We start from the raw sequence: 17,084 nt of genomic DNA, 5'->3' as shown, positions 1-17,084 counted from the left end.
GGGAATGACTGCCGTCATGCCAGAGTTTGCGTACACCGACCTGCTGCCCCTGGGCGAGGACACCACCCCGTACCGCCTGGTGACCTCCGAAGGCGTCTCGACCTTCGAGGCCGACGGCCGTACGTTCCTCAAGGTGGAGCCGGAGGCGCTGCGCAAGCTCGCCGAAGAGGCGATCCACGACATCCAGCACTTCCTGCGCCCCGCGCACCTCGCGCAGCTGCGCCGGATCATCGACGACCCCGAGGCCAGCGCGAACGACAAGTTCGTCGCGCTGGACCTCCTCAAGAACGCGAACATCGCGGCGGCCGGCGTCCTGCCGATGTGTCAGGACACGGGCACGGCCATCGTGATGGGCAAGCGCGGCCAGAACGTGCTGACGCAGGGCGCCGACGAAGCGGCCCTGTCCCGCGGCATCTACGACGCCTACACCCGCCTGAACCTGCGCTACTCGCAGATGGCCCCGATCACCATGTGGGAGGAGAAGAACACCGGCTCGAACCTGCCCGCGCAGATCGAGCTGTACGCGACCGACGGCGGCGCGTACAAGTTCCTCTTCATGGCCAAGGGCGGCGGCTCCGCCAACAAGTCCTTCCTCTACCAGGAGACCAAGGCGGTCCTCAACGAGGCCTCCATGATGAAGTTCCTGGAGGAGAAGATCCGCTCGCTGGGCACCGCGGCCTGCCCGCCGTACCACCTGGCGATCGTCGTCGGCGGCACCTCGGCCGAGCACGCGCTCAAGACCGCGAAGTACGCCTCCGCGCACTACCTGGACGAGCTGCCGCGCGAGGGCTCCCCCCTGGGCCACGGCTTCCGCGACGAGGCCCTCGAGCAGCAGGTCTTCGAACTCACCCAGAAGATCGGCATCGGCGCGCAGTTCGGCGGCAAGTACTTCTGCCACGACGTCCGCGTCGTACGCCTGCCGCGCCACGGCGCCTCGCTGCCCGTCGCGATCGCCGTGTCCTGCTCGGCGGACCGCCAGGCCACCGCGAAGATCACCGCCGAGGGCGTCTTCCTGGAGCAGCTGGAGACGGACCCCGCGCGCTTCCTCCCGGAGACCACAGACGCGCACCTGGCCGAGTCGGCGGACGTCGTCTCGATCGACCTGAACCAGCCGATGGACGAGATCCTGGCCACCCTGACCAAGCACCCGGTCAAGACCCGCCTCTCCCTCACCGGCCCGCTGGTCGTTGCGCGCGACATCGCGCACGCCAAGATCAAGGAGCTGCTGGACTCGGGAGCGCCGATGCCGCAGTACCTCAAGGACCACCCGGTCTACTACGCGGGCCCCGCGAAGACCCCCGAGGGCTACGCCTCCGGCTCCTTCGGCCCGACCACGGCCGGCCGCATGGACTCCTACGTCGAGCAGTTCCAGGCGGCGGGCGGCTCCAAGGTCATGCTCGCCAAGGGCAACCGCTCCCAGCAGGTGACGGACGCGTGCGGCACGCACGGCGGCTTCTACCTCGGCTCCATCGGCGGCCCGGCCGCGCGCCTGGCCCAGGACTGCATCAAGAAGGTCGAGGTCCTGGAATACGAGGAGCTCGGCATGGAGGCGGTCTGGAAGATCGAGGTCGAGGACTTCCCGGCCTTCATCGTCGTCGACGACAAGGGCAACGACTTCTTCCAAAACCCGGCCCCGGAACCGACGTTCACCCACATCCCGGTCCGCGGCCCTGGCCTGGCCTAGCCGGCGGGGCGGCGACCGCCCTCCGCGACGGGCCCCGGGGGATCACCTCCGGGGCCCGCTCCGCGTCCCGCGCAGCACTTCCGCCTCGACCGGGGTCGCGCGCAGGCCGTGCGATCGCACCTCGCCCAACTCCGGGATCGTGAGCCGGTACACCTCGCGGACGGCCTTCAGCGGCACACCGTCGGGGCCGCCTACGGCGAGGTGTACGGTGCCCTCCACGGCGACGATCCGCTCGCGGATCGTCGGCGGGGGGACCCCCCAGCCCCAGTCGCACACCTGCAGTCCGTCCAAGGCGCAGTAGTACTGGTCTCCCAGCGCAGGCGGCCCTCTACGACGCACTGCCACGGCTCGGACCGGCACGAGGCGCAGGGCTCGCAATGCAGCGTCACGAACTGTTCAGCCATCGGTGCAGCATCCTGCACAGGAGCGCTCGGCGCATCCGGATAACGTCTGCGGTATGACTGAGCCCTCCCTCACCGCGGCCCGCGACACGCGGGTCATCGCTCATCGCGGGGCATCCCACGAGCATCCCGAGCACACCATCGAGGCCTACCGGCAGGCCATCGCGGACGGCGCCGACGCGCTGGAGTGCGACGTGCGGCTCACCGCCGACCACCGGCTCGTCTGCGTGCACGACCGCCGCGTCGAGCGGACCTCCGACGGGCGCGGGGTCGTCTCCGAGATGACGTACGAGGAGCTGCGCGCGCTCGACTTCGGCGCGTGGAAGGGGCCCGGTCACACCGGGGCGCGGGTGCTGCTCTTCGAGGACCTGCTCCGGGAGGCGCTGGCCGCGCCGTACCCCGTCGGGCTCGCCGTCGAGACCAAGCACCCCGCGCGGGCGGGCGGGCGGCTGGAGGCCGAACTGGTCCGCACGCTCCGCGCGCACGGGCTGGCCGACGGCTCCTCCGGGCGCGTCGAGGTGATGAGTTTCTCCCGCAACGCCCTGACCCGGCTGCACCGGCTCGCGCCCGGGCTGCCCGCCGTGTACCTGATCGAGCGCAGGGTCCGGCCGGTGCGTCCCCCGTACGCCACCCACGCGGGCCCGGGGATCGACCTGGTCCGGCAGGATCCGGGGCTGGTGGGCCGGCTGAAAGCGAAGGGGCTCCAGGTGCGCGTGTGGACCGTCGACGAGACCGAGGACGTGGAGCTCTGCGTGCGCCTGGGTGTGGACACGATCATCACCAACCGGCCCCGGGACGTGCGCAAGCTGCTGCTGGACATGTGAACACCCGGCCGGGTTCGCCGGCCGGGTGTGGGGGGTCGGATCTGACGGGGGTGCGGGTCTGACGGGAGTGCGGGTTCGGCGGTGGTACAGGTCTGGCGGGGGTTACACGAAGCGCTGGTTCGCCGAGCCGTTGCAGGTCTGCAGGCGCAGCGGCTCGTGGGACGCCGCCACCGTCAGGCACATGCCCGGGGCGGCTGCGGGCCGGAGGGTGGCTCCGTCGCGGACGAACTGCTGGTTGGCGCCGCCGTGGCAGTTCCAGATGATCATCGCGGTGCCGTTGCCGTAGTTGGCGCCGGGGGCGTCGAGGCAGCGGTCATGGGTGAGTTCGATGTGCAGGGACTTCTTGGCGGAGTCGTACCACCAGCCCTGGTTGCGGCCGCCGTGGCAGTCCCAGCCGAGGACCTTGGTGTTGTTGGCGCTGGAACCGCCGTTGGAGTCGACGCAGTTGCCCGTCGCCTCGTTCCTCAGCGGCTTGTACAGGTCGTCCCAGGCTCCGGCCTGCAGGACGGGGGTCCCGGTGCTGGCCGGGTCGGCGCAGGAGGCCTCGCGCAGGCCGGAGGCGTAGAGCTGGGTCAGGCAGGACGCGAAGGCGCCGTGGCCGCGGTAGTTGGGGTGGAAGGACTGCCGGGCGGTGTTCTCGTCCCACGGGAAGTGGTCCCCGAGGTCGAGGTAGAGGCCGCGGGCCCAGGTGTCCTCCATGCAGACCTCGTGGCCCTGGAAGAGCCGCGAGTTGTCGAGGTAGGTCGCGCCCGCGGCGAGGGCGGCGGCGCGCATGCCCTTCTCGAAGGTGGGCACCGCGTAGTTGCGGCCCCAGGCGGCGTCGGAGTCGTAGCCGGCGCAGCCTCCGGGGAGCTTGCCGGGGAAGTCGGGGTTGTCGTTGAAGTCGGGGCCGATCGGGCTGGGGTAGCCCATGACGACCAGCTTGTAGTCGGTGTCGGCGTAACCGGCGTCGCGCATGACCGTCTTGAGGTCGCCGATCGTCGACTCGACCTTGGGCTTCAGGCCGTCGACGCGCGCCTGCCAGCCCGGGCCGTACTTCGGCTCGCAGGTGCCCTGGCTGAGCACCCAGCGCGTGACGCAGTCGGTCATGACCGGGCCGAACTGGAGGTCGTCGTTGGCCCCGGCGACCAGCACCACCATCTTGATCCTGGTGTTGCGGGCCTTGATGGCGAGGCTGTCGCTCTGCACGAGCTCGTCGGCGTACTGCTTGCTGCCGCCGATCTTGATGTTGCCGGTGTAGCCGCCGGAGCAGGCCACGTTGAAGGTGTAGTCGGCGGCGATGCCGGTACGGTGGATCGCCGTGTCCGGCGAGCGGTGGCACTGGTTGGCCGAGGTGTTGGTCGCGGGGTCGTAGGTGCCGACGCCCTCGCCCGAGATCTCGCTGTCGCCGAGCGAGATGAGGCCGGTCTTGCGCTCCGCGAGCGGGCGGATCGCGGAGTCGCCGTAGATCTTCACGGCCTCGGCGGCCCGGAGGGCCTCCAGTTCGGGCGTGAGGGGTGTCGCGGAGGGCCCGGCGGCGGTCGCCGCGTGAGCCATCGGGGTGATGGCGGTGACGCCCCCGAGGGCGGCCGCGACCGCCGCGATGGCGGCGAAGGTAGATCTGAGCCTGGATTGTGTACGGACACGTGCCATGAACGCCTCCCCTATCTCGGTGTTACCCACGGTATTTACTGGTCAGTAGGTGAGTTGGGAACAGTTCGAACAAGACAATTGCTCAACTTTTTGAGGAGGCACTACAGATGACTGACGATCACAAGACCGCCGAGGGCCCCGACGGGTTCCGCGTGGAGCACGACTCCATGGGCGACGTACTCGTGCCGGCGCACGCCAAATGGCGAGCTCAGACCCAGCGCGCGGTGGAGAACTTCCCCATCTCGGGACAACGTCTGGAGCGCGCCCACATCGAGGCGCTGGCCCGGATCAAGGCCGCGGCCGCCACCGTCAACTCCCGGCTCGGCGTCGTCGGCGAGGACATCGCCGCCGCCATCGTCTCGGCGGCCACCGAGGTCGCGGAGGGCCGCTGGGACGAGCACTTCCCCGTCGACGTGTTCCAGACGGGTTCCGGCACCTCGTCCAACATGAACGCCAACGAGGTGATCGCCACCCTGGCCACCGAGCGGCTCGGCCGCGCCGTCCACCCCAACGACCACGTCAACGCCTCGCAGAGCTCCAACGACGTCTTCCCGTCCTCCATCCACATCGCCGCCACCGCCGCCGTCACCGGCGAGCTGATCCCCGCCCTGGAGCACCTGGCCGGCGCGATGGAGCGCAAGTCCGCCGAGTTCTCCGAGGTGGTCAAGGCCGGGCGGACGCACCTGATGGACGCGACCCCGGTCACCCTGGGCCAGGAGTTCGGCGGGTACGCGGTCCAGCTCCGCTACGGCGTCGAGCGGCTGCGCGCGGCGCTGCCCCGACTGGCCGAACTGCCGCTGGGCGGGACGGCCGTGGGCACCGGGATCAACACCCCGCCCGGGTTCTCCGCGGCCGTCATCGCCGAGGTGGCCGCGGCCACGGGACTGCCGCTGACCGAGGCGCGGGACCACTTCGAGGCCCAGGGGGCACGGGACGCGCTGGTGGAGACCTCGGGGATGCTCCGTACGGTCGCCGTCTCGCTCACCAAGATCTGCAACGACCTCCGCTGGATGGCGTCGGGTCCCCGCACGGGATTGGCCGAAATCAATCTCCCGGATCTCCAGCCGGGTTCCTCGATCATGCCCGGGAAGGTCAACCCGGTCGTCCCGGAGGCCGCGCTGATGGTCGCCGCCCAGGTGATGGGGAACGACACGGCGGTCGCGGTGGCGGGCGCGGCGGGCAACTTCGAACTCAACGTGATGCTCCCCGTGATGGCCCGCAACCTCCTGGAATCCATCCGCCTCCTCGGCAGCGTGAGCCGCCTGCTGGCCGACCGCACCGTCGACGGAATCACCGCCAACACGGCCCGGGCCAGGGAGTACGCCGAGTCGTCGCCCTCCGTGGTGACCCCGCTGAACCGATACATCGGCTACGAGAACGCCGCCAAGGTCGCCAAGAAGTCCCTCGCGGAGCGCAAGACGATCCGCGAGGTCGTCCTGGAGGAGGGCTACGTCGACCGCGGCGACCTCACCCTCGAACAACTCGACGAGGCGCTGGACGTCCTGCGGATGACCCGGCCCTGAACCGGCGCTCCCCGGCCCGCGACGGGGTCCGGATCCGGTCGTTTCCCGTCCCCGAACACCTCGGTGACCTGCACCGCGGCCATCCTCCGGGCCCCCGCCCTAAGATCTGCGCATGACAGGTACCGGAGGCCGCGGGGGCGGCAGCGCGCGCAGTGCCGCGCGGGGCTCGGAACGGGGGCCGGAGCGGGGCCCGGAACGGGGCGGCCACTGGGCGCCCGGGGAGCAGATCCTCTGGCGCTACCGTGACCACGCGCCCGGCCTGAAGGGCGCCGTGCACATCTGCCGGCCCGTGACCGTGGTGACGGACACCGACGAGCTCCTCGCCGTGTGGATGGCCCCCGGGACCGAGTGCGTCAAGCCGGTGCTCGCCGACGGGACCCCGGTCCACGAGGAGCCGCTCGCCACCCGGTACACCGCGGCGCGGACCACCGTGCGGTCGCGCTGGTTCGGGGCGGGCGTGCTGAAGCTGGCGCGGCCCGGGGACCCGTGGTCGGTGTGGCTGTTCTGGGAGCACGGCTGGCACTTCAAGAGCTGGTACGTGAACCTCGAGGAGCCCCGCACGCGGTGGTCCGGGGGGATCGACTCCGAGGACCACTACCTCGACATCTCCGTCTACCCGGACCGCACGTGGACGTGGCGGGACGAGGACGAGTTCGCGCAGGCGCAGCGGTCCGGGCTGATGGACCCGCAGCAGGCGGGCCGGGTGCGGGCCGCCGGGCGGGCGGCGGTGGACGTGATCAAGGCCTGGGGGCCGCCGTTCTCCGAGGACTGGCAGGATTGGCGCCCGGATCCGTCCTGGGAAGTGCCGGCGCTGCCGGAGGACTGGGACCGCACCCCGGCGCATATGACGTCATGAGACCCTTGATGCGCCCCCGGGGGGCAAACGTAGGATCGTCCTCCGCGGCCGCCCACGGTGTCGCCGCGCGATCGTCCACCCGTAAATCTCGTGTCCCACGCGGTACTTGACCGGAGGTCGACGCACGACGAGAGGTAACGAGCGGGACGCGGAACCGCGGGGTGATGGTGTCCCCGCCGCTGAGCGGGTATACCGCGACTGACCGAGTTGAGTGCAGCGCACATCGAGCGCAAACGGACGGAATGCCACGCGTGACGGAGTACCCCACCTCTCAGGAGGGCTCGCAGCCGGCTGCCGGTGGCGCCGGCGGCCGTACGGATGAGCTGGGCCACGGCAAGGCCCCGGTCCCGGCCGCCGAGGCCGTACGCACGCATGCGCAGATCCAGGGGCCCGACCAGCCCGGCTCCGGCCTGCCCCGACCCCGCGAGTCCTCGGCCGCGAACAGCGGCTCCCGCGACGCCGAGGCGGCACGCGCCGCGGCCGCGCCGGCCCGCCAGGACGTCGGCGGCTCCGGCGCCGCGGCCGGCGGTGCGACGGGCACCGCGCCCGGCTCCGCGCCCGCGCAGGGCAACGCGCCGGAGGCCGTCGCGCGACGCGAGGGCGACCGGCTGCGGTTCGTCGGCGCGGCCACGCGGCGGATCGCGCGCGGGATCGACCTCGACGAGATCGTGCTCGGGCTGTGCCGGGCCACCGTGCCGACCTTCTCCGACGCCATCCTCGTGTACCTGCGCGACCCGCTGCCCGTGGGCGACGAGCGGCCGGTGGGACCGGTCGTCTTAAGGCTCCGGCGCACCGACCGGCTCCGGCCGATCGACGAGTTCACCGGTTCCGGCGCCGCCGGCGCGACGACCGCGGACGGCGAACTCGACTTCAGCCAGCTGGCCCTGGTCGGCCCGCAGGGCGACCTGCCCGCGTCCGAGCTGTGCGAGATCCGCCCCGGCGGGGCGCTGGCGGAGGTGCTGCGCGGCGTACGGCCCGTCTTCGGGTCCTCCGCCGCCGCCCGCGCCGCGCTGCCGGAGCTGCTGGGCGCGGACCACCCCGTACCGCGCGGGCAGCGGGCCATCCTCGCTCCGCTGCGGGGCCGTCGCCGCGTCATCGGCGCGGCCGTGTTCCTGCGCACCCCGGAGCGGCCGGCCTTCGAGACGAACGACCTGCTGGTCGCCGCCCAGCTGGCCACGCACACCGCGCTGGGCATCGACAAGGCGGTGCTCTACGGGCGCGAGGCGTACATCGCCGACGAGCTCCAGCGCACGATGCTGCCCGACAGCCTGCCCCAGCCGACCGGGGTCCGTCTCGCCAGCCGCTACCTGCCCGCCGCCGAGACGGCCCGGGTCGGCGGCGACTGGTACGACGCCATACCTCTGCCCGGCAGCCGGGTCGCGCTCGTCGTCGGTGACGTCATGGGCCACTCCATGACCTCCGCCGCGATCATGGGCCAGCTCCGTACGACGGCCCAGACGCTGGCGCAGCTCGACCTGCCGCCCGCCGAGGTCCTGCACCACCTGGACGAGCAGGCCCAGCGCCTGGGCTCCGACCGGATGGCCACCTGCCTCTACGCCGTCTACGACCCGGTCGCGCACCGGATCACCATCGCCAACGCCGGCCATCCGCCGCCCGTCCTGCTGCACCTGGGCGGCCGCGCCGAGGTGCTGCGCGTACCCCCCGGCGCGCCCATCGGCGTCGGCGGCGTGGACTTCGAGGCCGTGGAGCTGGACGCCCCCGCGGGCGCCACCCTCGTGCTGTACACCGACGGACTGGTCGAGTCGCGGCTGCGGGACGTGTGGACCGGCATCGAGCAGCTCCGCGAGCGCCTCGCCACCACCGCTCAGCTGACGGGCCTGGACCACCCGCCGCCGCTGGAGGCTCTGTGCGACGACATCCTGGACATGCTGGGCCCGGGTGACCGGGACGACGACATCGCGCTGCTCGCGGCCCGGTTCGACGGCATCGCGCCCAGTGACGTGGCGTACTGGTTCCTGGACCCGGAGGAGACCGCTCCGGGCCGGGCCCGCAGGTTCGCCCGCCGCGCGCTGTCCCGTTGGGGTCTGGAGGAGCTCCAGGACTCGCTGGAGCTCCTGGTCAGCGAGGTCGTGACGAATGCCGTGCGGTACGCCGAGCGGCCGGTGACGCTCCGTCTCCTGCGGACGGACGTACTGCGCTGCGAGGTCGGTGACGATTCCCCGCAGCTGCCGCGCCAGCGCCGGGCGCGGGACACCGACGAGGGCGGCCGCGGCCTGTTCCTGGTCAACCGGATGGCCCGCCGCTGGGGTGCCACCCGGCTGAGCAGCGGCAAGGTGGTCTGGTTCGAGCTGGCCCTGCCGGGAGCTCCCGACCGGCACTGAGGCGCGCTGCGGCAACGGCCACCGCCCCGCGGCTGCGTGCCTGCGGGGCGGTGGCGTGTCGGGTGACGGCGGTCCGGTGGGGTCCGGTGCCTACGGGCGGGGCGGCTGGGGGTCCGGCGTCGTGGTCGGCTTCGACGCGGTGGGCGTCGGCTTCGACGGCGTCGGTGTGGGGGTGGGCGTCGGCGTCGGGGTCGGCGTCACCGGCGTCCGGGTCGGGCCGGGCGCCGACGCCGTGCTCTCGGACGGCGGCGAGGGCGTGGACTGGCTCGGCGGCATCGACGGAGTGATGCTGGTGCTCGGCGTCTGCGGCTTGCCCATGTCCGCCTCCTCCAGGTCGAAGGAGCCGCTGTCCTCGCCCTTGAGGGCGGCAAGCGTGTAGTGCTTCCAGATCGCGGCCGGGAAGCTGGAGCCGCCCGCGCGGCCGCCTCCGGCGGTGCCGGTCAGGCTGACCTGGGTGTGGGTGCCCGGCTCCTCGCCGAACATCGCGACGACGGTGACGAGGTCGGGGGTGAAGCCGGTGAACCAGGCGGCCACGTTCTTCTCGGTGGTGCCGGTCTTGCCGGCCGCCTCGTAGGCCGAGCTCCGGACGGCCTTGCCGGATCCGTCCTGGACGACGCCCGTGAGCACCTTGGTGACGGTGTCGGCGGTCTTGCGGCTGATGGCCTGGTCGCCGATGGCGCGGATCGGCTTGTAGGTGCGGTCCTTGTTCTCGGCGGACTTGATGATGCTCGGGGTGACCTTCTTGCCGTGGTTGCCGAAGGTGGCGTAGACGCCGGCCATCTCCAGGGTGTCGGCGCTCATGGTGCCGAGCGTCATGGCCGGCCTGTCCTCGGGCCAGCCGTCGCGGTCGTGCATGCCGAGGGCCAGGGCGGTGGTCTTCGTCGCCTTCGGGGAGACGTCCACGATCATCTGCGCGTAGACGGAGTTCACCGAGGAATTGGTGGCGTCCTGGACCGTCATCATCGGGTTGCCGTAGTCGATGTCGTCCTGGTTCTGCGGGTTGAACGGGGTGCTGCTGCCGACCACGGGGCGCTTGCTGGTGCCGTCGTAGAGGGTGTTGGGCTTGATCGGCTTGCCGTCCTGCGTGGTCGCCTTGTTCTCCATGGCGGAGGCCAGTACGAGCGGCTTGAAGGTCGAGCCCGGCTGGTAGTCCTTGCGCAGGGCGTTGCTCGCGTACTGGTCGGTCAGGCCCGTACCGCCGTACATCGCGACGATCGCGCCGGTCTTGGGGTCCACGGAGGTGGCACCCGCCTGGACGGCGGCGTCGACGGCGCGGCCCTTGCGGTCGAGCTTGGACTCCAGCTCGTCCTGTACGGCGGCCTCCAGGGCGGCCTGCTTCTTCGGGTCGATGGTGAGGGTGATCTCCCAGCCGCCGGCCTTGAGCTGGCCGTCGGTCATGCCGGTCTGCCGCTTGAGCTCCTCGTCGGCGGCCTGGACCCAGTAGCCCTTCTGGCCGTCCATGCCAGGGGCGGCCTTGGGCTTGATCGGCTCCTGGAACGCCATGGCCTTGCGTTTGGCCGGGTCCAGCCGGCCCATCTCGACCATGTTGTCGAGGACCGCGTTGAAGCGGACCATGACCAGGCGCTTGCCGTTCGGGCCGGCGGTCGCCCAGTCGTACTGGCTGGGGGCCTGGAGGAGGGCGGCGAGGTAGGCGCCCTGCTCCAGGGTCAGCTTGTCGGCGTCGACCCCGTAGTAGGCCTGGGCCGCGGCCTGGATGCCGTAGGCGTTGCGCCCGTAGAAGTTGGTGTTCAGGTAGCCCGCGAGGATTTCGGGCTTCTTCATCTTCTGGTCGACCTTGAGGGAGATGACCATCTCCTTCAGCTTGCGGGTCGCCGTCTGGTCCTGGGTCAGGTAGAAGTTCTTGACGTACTGCTGGGTGATCGTCGAACCGCCGGCCGCGCCCTTGCCGGTGACCGTGTTGAACAGGCCGCGGGCCATGCCCTTGAGGTCGACGCCCCGGTCCTTCTCGAAGGACTTGTTCTCGATCGCGATGAAGGCCGTCTGCACGTCCTTCGGGATCTTGTCGATCTGAACGATCTGCCGGTTCATCCCGCCGACCTGGGCAAGGACCGTGCCGTCGGCCAGCTTGTAGACGTTGTTCTGCTTCAGCGCGTCGGCGTTGGGGTCCGGCGGGTTCACGGCGAAGTAGAGGCCGATCAGCCCGGCCATCCCGAGCAGCACCAGACCGAAGAACGTTCCGAGGATCTTCTTCCAGGTGAAGAAGCGGCGTATGCCGGTCCGTTTGCCGGCCTTCCCGCCGCCCTTGCCCTTGACGCGCCCGCGCGGCGCTCGTCGCGCACCGCGCTGCTGCTGCGCCTTTCGCGCTTCTGCTCGGCCCATCGTTCCCGCTCCGCTCGATTACCCCCCGACGTCAGCTCAGAAAGCTAACACCGCAGGCTGTGACAAAGACTGGCCAACCGGGATCAATACCGGTCAATCCGGACGTGAGAATCAGCACCCGTCCCGATGGAACCGACGCGCGAGCACCTTCCGGGGTTGCCGGAGCTGCCAACTCCCCGAAAAAGTGATATCACTTTGCTAGGCGGCCCGATCGGCCGTCACCGAGGGAGACGGGGCAGAAGATGACCAGCACGACAGGCGTCACCGAGACCGGCGTACGAGAGTTCCCCGCACGCAGCGTGGGCGGCGGGCTCGCGCTGCTGCTCGGCCTGGCGGGCGTGGCCGGCGGGGCGGGCCTGATCGCCCTCGGCTCGGTGGCCGGGAGCTCCGGCGCCAAGGGGGGCCTGATCGCGGCGGGGATCCTCCTGGCCGTCGCCGCGTTCGTCGCCATGTGCGGGCTGAACACGGTCGCGCCGGGCGAGGCCCGCGTGGTGCAGCTCTTCGGCCGCTACCGCGGCACGGTCCGCACCGACGGTCTGCGCTGGGTCAACCCGCTGACCTCCCGCCGGCGGCTGTCCACCCGGGTGCGCAACCACGAGACGGCCGTCATGAAGGTCAACGACGCCTACGGCAACCCGATCGAGCTGGCCGCCGTCGTCGTGTGGCGGGTCGAGGACACCGCGCGCGCCGTCTTCGAGGTCGAGGACTTCACCGAGTTCGTCGAGACCCAGACCGAGGCGGCCGTGCGGCACATCGCCATCGAGTACCCCTACGACGCCCACGAGGCCGGCGGCCTCTCGCTCCGCGGCAACGCCGCGGAGATCACCGAGAAGCTCGCCGTCGAACTGTCCGCCCGCGTCGAGGCGGCAGGCGTCCAGATCATAGAGTCCCGCTTCACCCACCTCGCGTACGCTCCGGAGATCGCCTCCGCGATGCTCCAGCGCCAGCAGGCCGGCGCGATCGTCGCGGCCCGCACGCAGATCGTCGAGGGCGCGGTCGGTATGGTCGAACTCGCCCTCACCCGCCTCGCGGAGCAGGACATCGTGGACCTCGACCCGGAACGGAAGGCAGCGATGGTCTCCAACCTGATGGTGGTCCTGTGCGGTGATCGCGCGGCCCAGCCGGTCGTCAACGCGGGCACCCTCTACCAGTGAGTCCCGCCGACGGCGCCCGGGAGCCCCGCGACGGCCCGGACCCCTCCGCCGCCGACGGGGACGGGGACGGCGCGGCCCGGCGGCCGGCGCCGGCCGCGAAGGCCGGGCGCCAAGCCCGCAAGCAGGTGCTCCTACGGCTCGATCCGCAGGTGCACGACGCGCTCGCGCGGTGGGCGGGCGAGGAACTGCGCAGCGCCAACGCGCAGATCGAGTTCCTGCTCCGCCGGGCCCTGGCCGAGGCCGGCCGCCTCCCGGGCGGGGCGGGCCCCATCCCGCCCCGCGGCCGCCCGCGCGCCACTCCGGATTCCTGAAGCCGCCCCGGTCGACCGGCGGTTCGGATCCGGTGGTTCAGGACCGCGGTTCGGGACCGGCGTTTGAGGACCGGCGGCTCAGGACCGCGGTTCGGACCCGGCGGTTCAGGACCGGCGGTGCAGCAGGACGAAGCCGTCCTCCTTGACCTCGACGCGGTACCCCTGGCTCCGCGCCCGGTAGAGGGCGACGGACTCGTCCGTCACCGACAGCGGCCAGCGCAGCCGCGGCGCCACCCCCGTGTCCACGAGGATCCACTGGGGGTCGGGCCTGCTCGCCTGCCAGCCGAACAGGCTGACGCTCGTCCGGTCGGCCAGGTGCGGGACCAGCCCGTCCGATGCCTGGACCGTGGCCCCGTCCGGGATCCGGTCCATCAGCCGCTGCGCCACGGCGACCCGCGGGTCGGTCCGCCAGAAGGCCGGCTGGAACAGCTGCCCCAGCGAGTGCACGGGCAGCAGGAGGACGCAGACCCCGGCGGCGCCCACGAGATGGCGGCGCAGCCCGGCGGTGGTGGTGCCGCGCCGCCCCAGGGCGTCGACGAAGGCGGCGAAGACGATCGGCATCACCGTGAGGGAGTAGTGGTATCCGGTCCCCCAGTGGGCCGGGTAGTCCGAGACGCCCCGCCACAGCAGGCCCGGTACGGCGACCAGCACCAGCGGGGAGCGCAGGGCCAGGAACAGGGTCGGCGCCAGGATCATCATCAGCGTGGACACCTTGGCCTCGGGCGTCACGAGGCCGATCGTCGCCTTGGCCAGCAGAGCCGTGAACCCGCCGCCCCCGCCTCCTGCGGCGTCCGTGCCGCCGCCCAGGAACGACGCGTAGAAGTAGGAGCCGCTCGGGTTCAGGGCCGGCAGCACCACCAGTACGGCCAGCAGCGTGCACGCCGCGCCCGCCGCGGCGGTGGCGATCCCCAGCCGGCGCCCGCCCCGGCCGCCGCGCCAGGCGACGATCAGCCCGATCGCGGCCACCGTCAGCCCGAGGTCCTCCTTCACCAGCACGAGCGGCAGGGCCCAGCACGCGGCGGCGCGCAGGCGTCCGCTGCCGAGCGCGGACAGCGAGCAGGCGAGGAGCGGGACGGCGAAGGCCCATTCGTGGAAGTCGAACCCGATCGCGTTGGCGACGCCCCAGGAGAGCCCGTAGCAGAGCCCGATCACCACGGCGGCGGTCGCGCCCAGCGTCCGGCGCGCCCAGAGGGTGAGCGGCAGCACGCTCAGGGCGATGAGGGCGGCCTGCGCCAGGAGCAGGGTCCGCGCCGACGGCCAGATCCGGTACAGGGGTGCCAGGACGGCCAGGACCGGTGAGAAGTGGTCGCCCAGGACGGGGAAGCCCGGGCCCTTGACCTCCGAGACCGGCAAGTGGCCGGCCGCGTAGGAGCGGACGGCCTGCTCGAAGATCGCCAGGTCGAAGCTGTGGGAGTGGAGCCGCTCGTGGGTGCGCAGCGACAGCGCCGCGTAGACGAGGAAGAGCCCGCCGGCCATGGTCCACATCCACCACGGGATCGCGTGCGGCAGTTTCCCGGACGGCTCCGCCTCCGGCCGCCCGGCGGCGCCCGACTGCTGAGGTGGGAGCGCGGCGGTGATGTCGGTGGAGGGTGCGTGCATGCCATCAACGTGCCAGCCGCCCGGGGTCCCGGTCCCGAGCCGCGCTCCGTACGGCCGCCAGTCCCTACGAATGGGCGCAAGACTGTCGGGAGGCCGGCCCTCCCCGGCGTGTATGCATCGAGAATGAGCCGGCCGTCGGCCCGCGCACGCGCTCCCGTACGCCCGTTCCCTAGTCCGTCAGCCAGACGGGGAGCGGGCGTACGGCCTCGCGCAGGGCGTCGGCGACGGCCCGGAACTCCTCCTGCCGGGCCGTTCCCGTGCGCATGGCCAGGGCGATCCTGCGCGAGGGCGCGGGCTCGGCGAAGTACCCGGTGGCCAGCTGCTCGTTGCGGGTGGTCTCCAGGCGGAGCGCCGTGCGGGGCAGCAGGGTGACGCCCAGCCCGCCGGCGACCAGTTGCACGAGGGTGGACAGCCCGGCCGCGGTGGTGGTGACGTCCGCCCCGGTGGTGCGCCCCGCGTCCCGGCAGATGTCGAGGGCCTGGTCGCGCAGGCAGTGGCCCTCGTCGAGCAGGAGCAGGTGCAGGCCGCGCAGTTCCTCGCGCGGGATGTCCCCTCGTCCGGCGAGCGGATGCTCGCGCGGCACCAGCAGGACGAAGTCCTCGTCGAAGAGCGGCAGTTCGGTGATCCCGGGAACGCCGAGGGGTACGGCGAGCAGCAGCAGGTCGAGCCGTCCGCCCGCCAGCCCCTCCAGCAGCGAGGCCGTCTGCTCCTCGTGCACCTGGAGGTCGAGGCGGGGGTAGCGGCGGTGGAAGAGCCCGAGCACGGTCGGCAGCAGGTACGGGGCCACCGTGGGGATCACCCCGAGCCGCAGTGCGCCGGTGAAGGGGGCGCGCACCGCCTCGGCCTCCTCCAGCAGCCCGCCCATGGCGTCGAGCACGGACCGCGCGCGGACGGCGATCCGCTCCCCGGCGGGTGAGAGCAGCACCTTGCGCGTGGTCCGCTCCAGCAACCGCACCCCGAGCGCCTCTTCCAGCGCCGACACGGCTCCGGACAGGGCGGGCTGGCTCATGCCGATGGCGGCGGCCGCGTCCCTGAAGTGCAGGTGTTCGGCGACGGCGGCGAAGGCCCGCAACTGCGCGAGCGTCGCCTGCTTCGCTCCCCTATGACCCACAGCCACTGATAGGCACCTCCGATCACTCGTCTCTAGACTAGCTATTTCCACAATCAATGCAGGTGTGTCAGCATGTGAGATCAGTCCAACCCCCTCGGAAAGCCCCCAAAAAGGTCACTTTCCTTTCCGCAAGGAGAGCACGTGCTCACTGTCGGCGACCAGTTCCCCACCTACGACCTGACCGCTTGCGTCTCGCTCGAGGCCGGCGGCGAGTTCGCTCAGATCGACCACAAGACCTACGAGGGCAAGTGGAAGATCATGTTCTCCTGGCCGCTCGACTTCACCTTCGTGTGCCCGACCGAGATCGCCGCCTTCGGCAAGCTGAACGACGAGTTCGCCGACCGCGACGCCCAGATCCTCGGCTTCTCCCTCGACTCCGAGTACGTGCACCACGCCTGGCGCAAGGACCACGCCGACCTGCGTGACCTGCCCTTCCCGATGATGTCCGACATCAAGCGCGAGCTCTGCGCCGACCTCGGCATCCTCGGCACGGACGGCCTCCCGATGCGCGCCGTCTTCATCGTGGACCCGAACAACGAGATCCAGTTCTCCATGGTGACCGCCGGTTCCGTGGGCCGTAACCCCAAGGAGGTCCTGCGGGTCCTCGACGCCCTGCAGACCGACGAGCTGTGCCCCTGCAACTGGACCAAGGGCGACAGCACCATCGACGCCGGTGCGCTGCTGGCCGGTGAGTGACCCGTGTCCCTCGACTCCCTCAAGTCGGCCGTTCCGGACTACGCCAAGGACCTGAAGCTGAACCTCGGCTCGGTCATCGGCAACCAGGACACCCTCACCCGGCAGCAGCTGTGGGGCACGGTCCTGTCCTGCGCGATCGCCGCCCGCTCCCCGCGCGTCCTGCGTGAGCTGGAGCCGGAGGCGAAGGCGGCCCTGTCGCCGGAGGCGTACACCGCCGCCAAGTCCGCCGCCGCGGTCATGGCGATGAACAACGTCTTCTACCGCACGCGCCACCTGCTCTCCGACCCGGAGTACGGCACCCTGCGCGCGGGCCTGCGGATGAACGTCATCGGCAACCCGGGCGTGGAGAAGGTCGACTTCGAGCTGTGGTCGCTCGCCGTCTCGGCGATCAACGGCTGCGGCCAGTGCCTGGACTCCCACGAGCAGGTCCTGCGCAAGGCCGGCGTCGACCGCGAAACGGTCCAGGAAGCCTTCAAGATCGCCTCCGTGATCCAGGCCGTCGCCGTCACCCTCGACTCCGAGGCCGCCCTCGCGGGCGAGTGACACCCCGTACGGAGGAAGGGGCCCCACGACTCCGGTCGTGGGGCCCCTTCACGTGTCCACGACGGAAG

14 protein-coding genes are annotated in these 17,084 nt (G+C 71.5%); 9 read left to right on the top strand and 5 right to left on the bottom strand.

Annotated features, from left to right (window positions below):
- Window positions 1-16 precede the first annotated feature (16 nt).
- The gene (locus ACFWBY_RS09835) at window positions 17-1,684 is read left to right on the top strand and encodes a fumarate hydratase (RefSeq protein WP_385341981.1); all 1,668 of its coding nucleotides are present in this window, start codon (window positions 17-19) and stop codon (window positions 1,682-1,684) included.
- Window positions 1,685-1,726: 42 nt separating this feature from the next.
- Here the strand turns inward: ACFWBY_RS09835 and ACFWBY_RS09830 are convergent, their stop codons facing one another.
- Entirely contained in the window at window positions 1,727-1,975 is a 249-nt protein-coding gene (locus ACFWBY_RS09830) for a hypothetical protein (protein WP_385341979.1), read from the bottom strand.
- A gap of 166 nt (window positions 1,976-2,141) precedes the next feature.
- On the opposite strand from ACFWBY_RS09830, the gene ACFWBY_RS09825 reads away from it, so the two are divergent.
- Window positions 2,142-2,909 (top strand): glycerophosphodiester phosphodiesterase, encoded by a 768-nt coding sequence (locus ACFWBY_RS09825; protein WP_385341977.1) that lies wholly within the window; start codon window positions 2,142-2,144, stop codon window positions 2,907-2,909.
- Window positions 2,910-3,011: 102 nt separating this feature from the next.
- Here ACFWBY_RS09825 and ACFWBY_RS09820 read toward each other — a convergent pair whose 3' ends face one another.
- Window positions 3,012-4,541: a ricin-type beta-trefoil lectin domain protein gene (locus tag ACFWBY_RS09820; RefSeq protein WP_385341975.1), complete on the bottom strand. Its 1,530-nt coding sequence runs from the start codon at window positions 4,539-4,541 to the stop codon at window positions 3,012-3,014.
- Between the two features lie 107 nt (window positions 4,542-4,648).
- On the opposite strand from ACFWBY_RS09820, the gene ACFWBY_RS09815 reads away from it, so the two are divergent.
- From ACFWBY_RS09815 to ACFWBY_RS09805, 3 genes are all read left to right on the top strand, one after another.
- On the top strand, window positions 4,649-6,064 hold the full coding sequence (locus ACFWBY_RS09815; RefSeq protein WP_385341973.1) for a class II fumarate hydratase: 1,416 nt from the start codon (window positions 4,649-4,651) through the stop codon (window positions 6,062-6,064).
- Window positions 6,065-6,176: 112 nt separating this feature from the next.
- Window positions 6,177-6,920 (top strand): DUF402 domain-containing protein, encoded by a 744-nt coding sequence (locus ACFWBY_RS09810; protein ID WP_385341972.1) that lies wholly within the window; start codon window positions 6,177-6,179, stop codon window positions 6,918-6,920.
- A 251-nt stretch (window positions 6,921-7,171) separates the two neighbouring features.
- Window positions 7,172-9,262, top strand: a complete 2,091-nt coding sequence (locus ACFWBY_RS09805) for a SpoIIE family protein phosphatase (RefSeq protein WP_385341970.1) — start codon at window positions 7,172-7,174, stop codon at window positions 9,260-9,262.
- A 90-nt stretch (window positions 9,263-9,352) separates the two neighbouring features.
- Here the strand turns inward: ACFWBY_RS09805 and ACFWBY_RS09800 are convergent, their stop codons facing one another.
- Window positions 9,353-11,602 carry a transglycosylase domain-containing protein gene (locus tag ACFWBY_RS09800; RefSeq protein ID WP_385341968.1) on the bottom strand — a complete coding sequence of 750 codons (2,250 nt, stop codon included), beginning with the start codon at window positions 11,600-11,602 and terminating at the stop codon, window positions 9,353-9,355.
- A gap of 242 nt (window positions 11,603-11,844) precedes the next feature.
- On the opposite strand from ACFWBY_RS09800, the gene ACFWBY_RS09795 reads away from it, so the two are divergent.
- Both ACFWBY_RS09795 and ACFWBY_RS09790 read left to right on the top strand, forming a co-directional pair.
- Complete coding sequence (locus ACFWBY_RS09795; RefSeq protein WP_385341966.1) at window positions 11,845-12,756, top strand: SPFH domain-containing protein; 912 nt, start codon at window positions 11,845-11,847, stop codon at window positions 12,754-12,756.
- Window positions 12,753-13,067 (top strand): hypothetical protein, encoded by a 315-nt coding sequence (locus ACFWBY_RS09790; protein ID WP_385341964.1) that lies wholly within the window; start codon window positions 12,753-12,755, stop codon window positions 13,065-13,067. The genes ACFWBY_RS09795 and ACFWBY_RS09790 overlap by 4 nt, the downstream gene beginning before the upstream one ends.
- A gap of 105 nt (window positions 13,068-13,172) precedes the next feature.
- Here ACFWBY_RS09790 and ACFWBY_RS09785 read toward each other — a convergent pair whose 3' ends face one another.
- Both ACFWBY_RS09785 and ACFWBY_RS09780 read right to left on the bottom strand, forming a co-directional pair.
- On the bottom strand, window positions 13,173-14,666 hold the full coding sequence (locus ACFWBY_RS09785; RefSeq protein ID WP_385341962.1) for a DUF2079 domain-containing protein: 1,494 nt from the start codon (window positions 14,664-14,666) through the stop codon (window positions 13,173-13,175).
- 169 nt (window positions 14,667-14,835) lie between these two features.
- On the bottom strand, window positions 14,836-15,783 hold the full coding sequence (locus tag ACFWBY_RS09780; RefSeq protein ID WP_385341960.1) for a hydrogen peroxide-inducible genes activator: 948 nt from the start codon (window positions 15,781-15,783) through the stop codon (window positions 14,836-14,838).
- A 135-nt stretch (window positions 15,784-15,918) separates the two neighbouring features.
- On the opposite strand from ACFWBY_RS09780, the gene ACFWBY_RS09775 reads away from it, so the two are divergent.
- Together ACFWBY_RS09775 and ACFWBY_RS09770 are read left to right on the top strand one after the other, a co-directional pair.
- On the top strand, window positions 15,919-16,473 hold the full coding sequence (locus ACFWBY_RS09775) for a peroxiredoxin (protein WP_385341959.1): 555 nt from the start codon (window positions 15,919-15,921) through the stop codon (window positions 16,471-16,473).
- A gap of 3 nt (window positions 16,474-16,476) precedes the next feature.
- Complete coding sequence (locus ACFWBY_RS09770) at window positions 16,477-17,016, top strand: alkyl hydroperoxide reductase (RefSeq protein ID WP_385341957.1); 540 nt, start codon at window positions 16,477-16,479, stop codon at window positions 17,014-17,016.
- Window positions 17,017-17,084 lie beyond the last annotated feature (68 nt).

The sequence above is a fragment of the Streptomyces sp. NPDC060049 genome, from assembly GCF_042736715.1.
In the GTDB taxonomy this organism is placed as follows: domain Bacteria; phylum Actinomycetota; class Actinomycetes; order Streptomycetales; family Streptomycetaceae; genus Streptomyces.
Note: the sequence above shows the minus strand (reverse complement) of the source record. Positions and strands in the feature narration are given on the sequence as shown.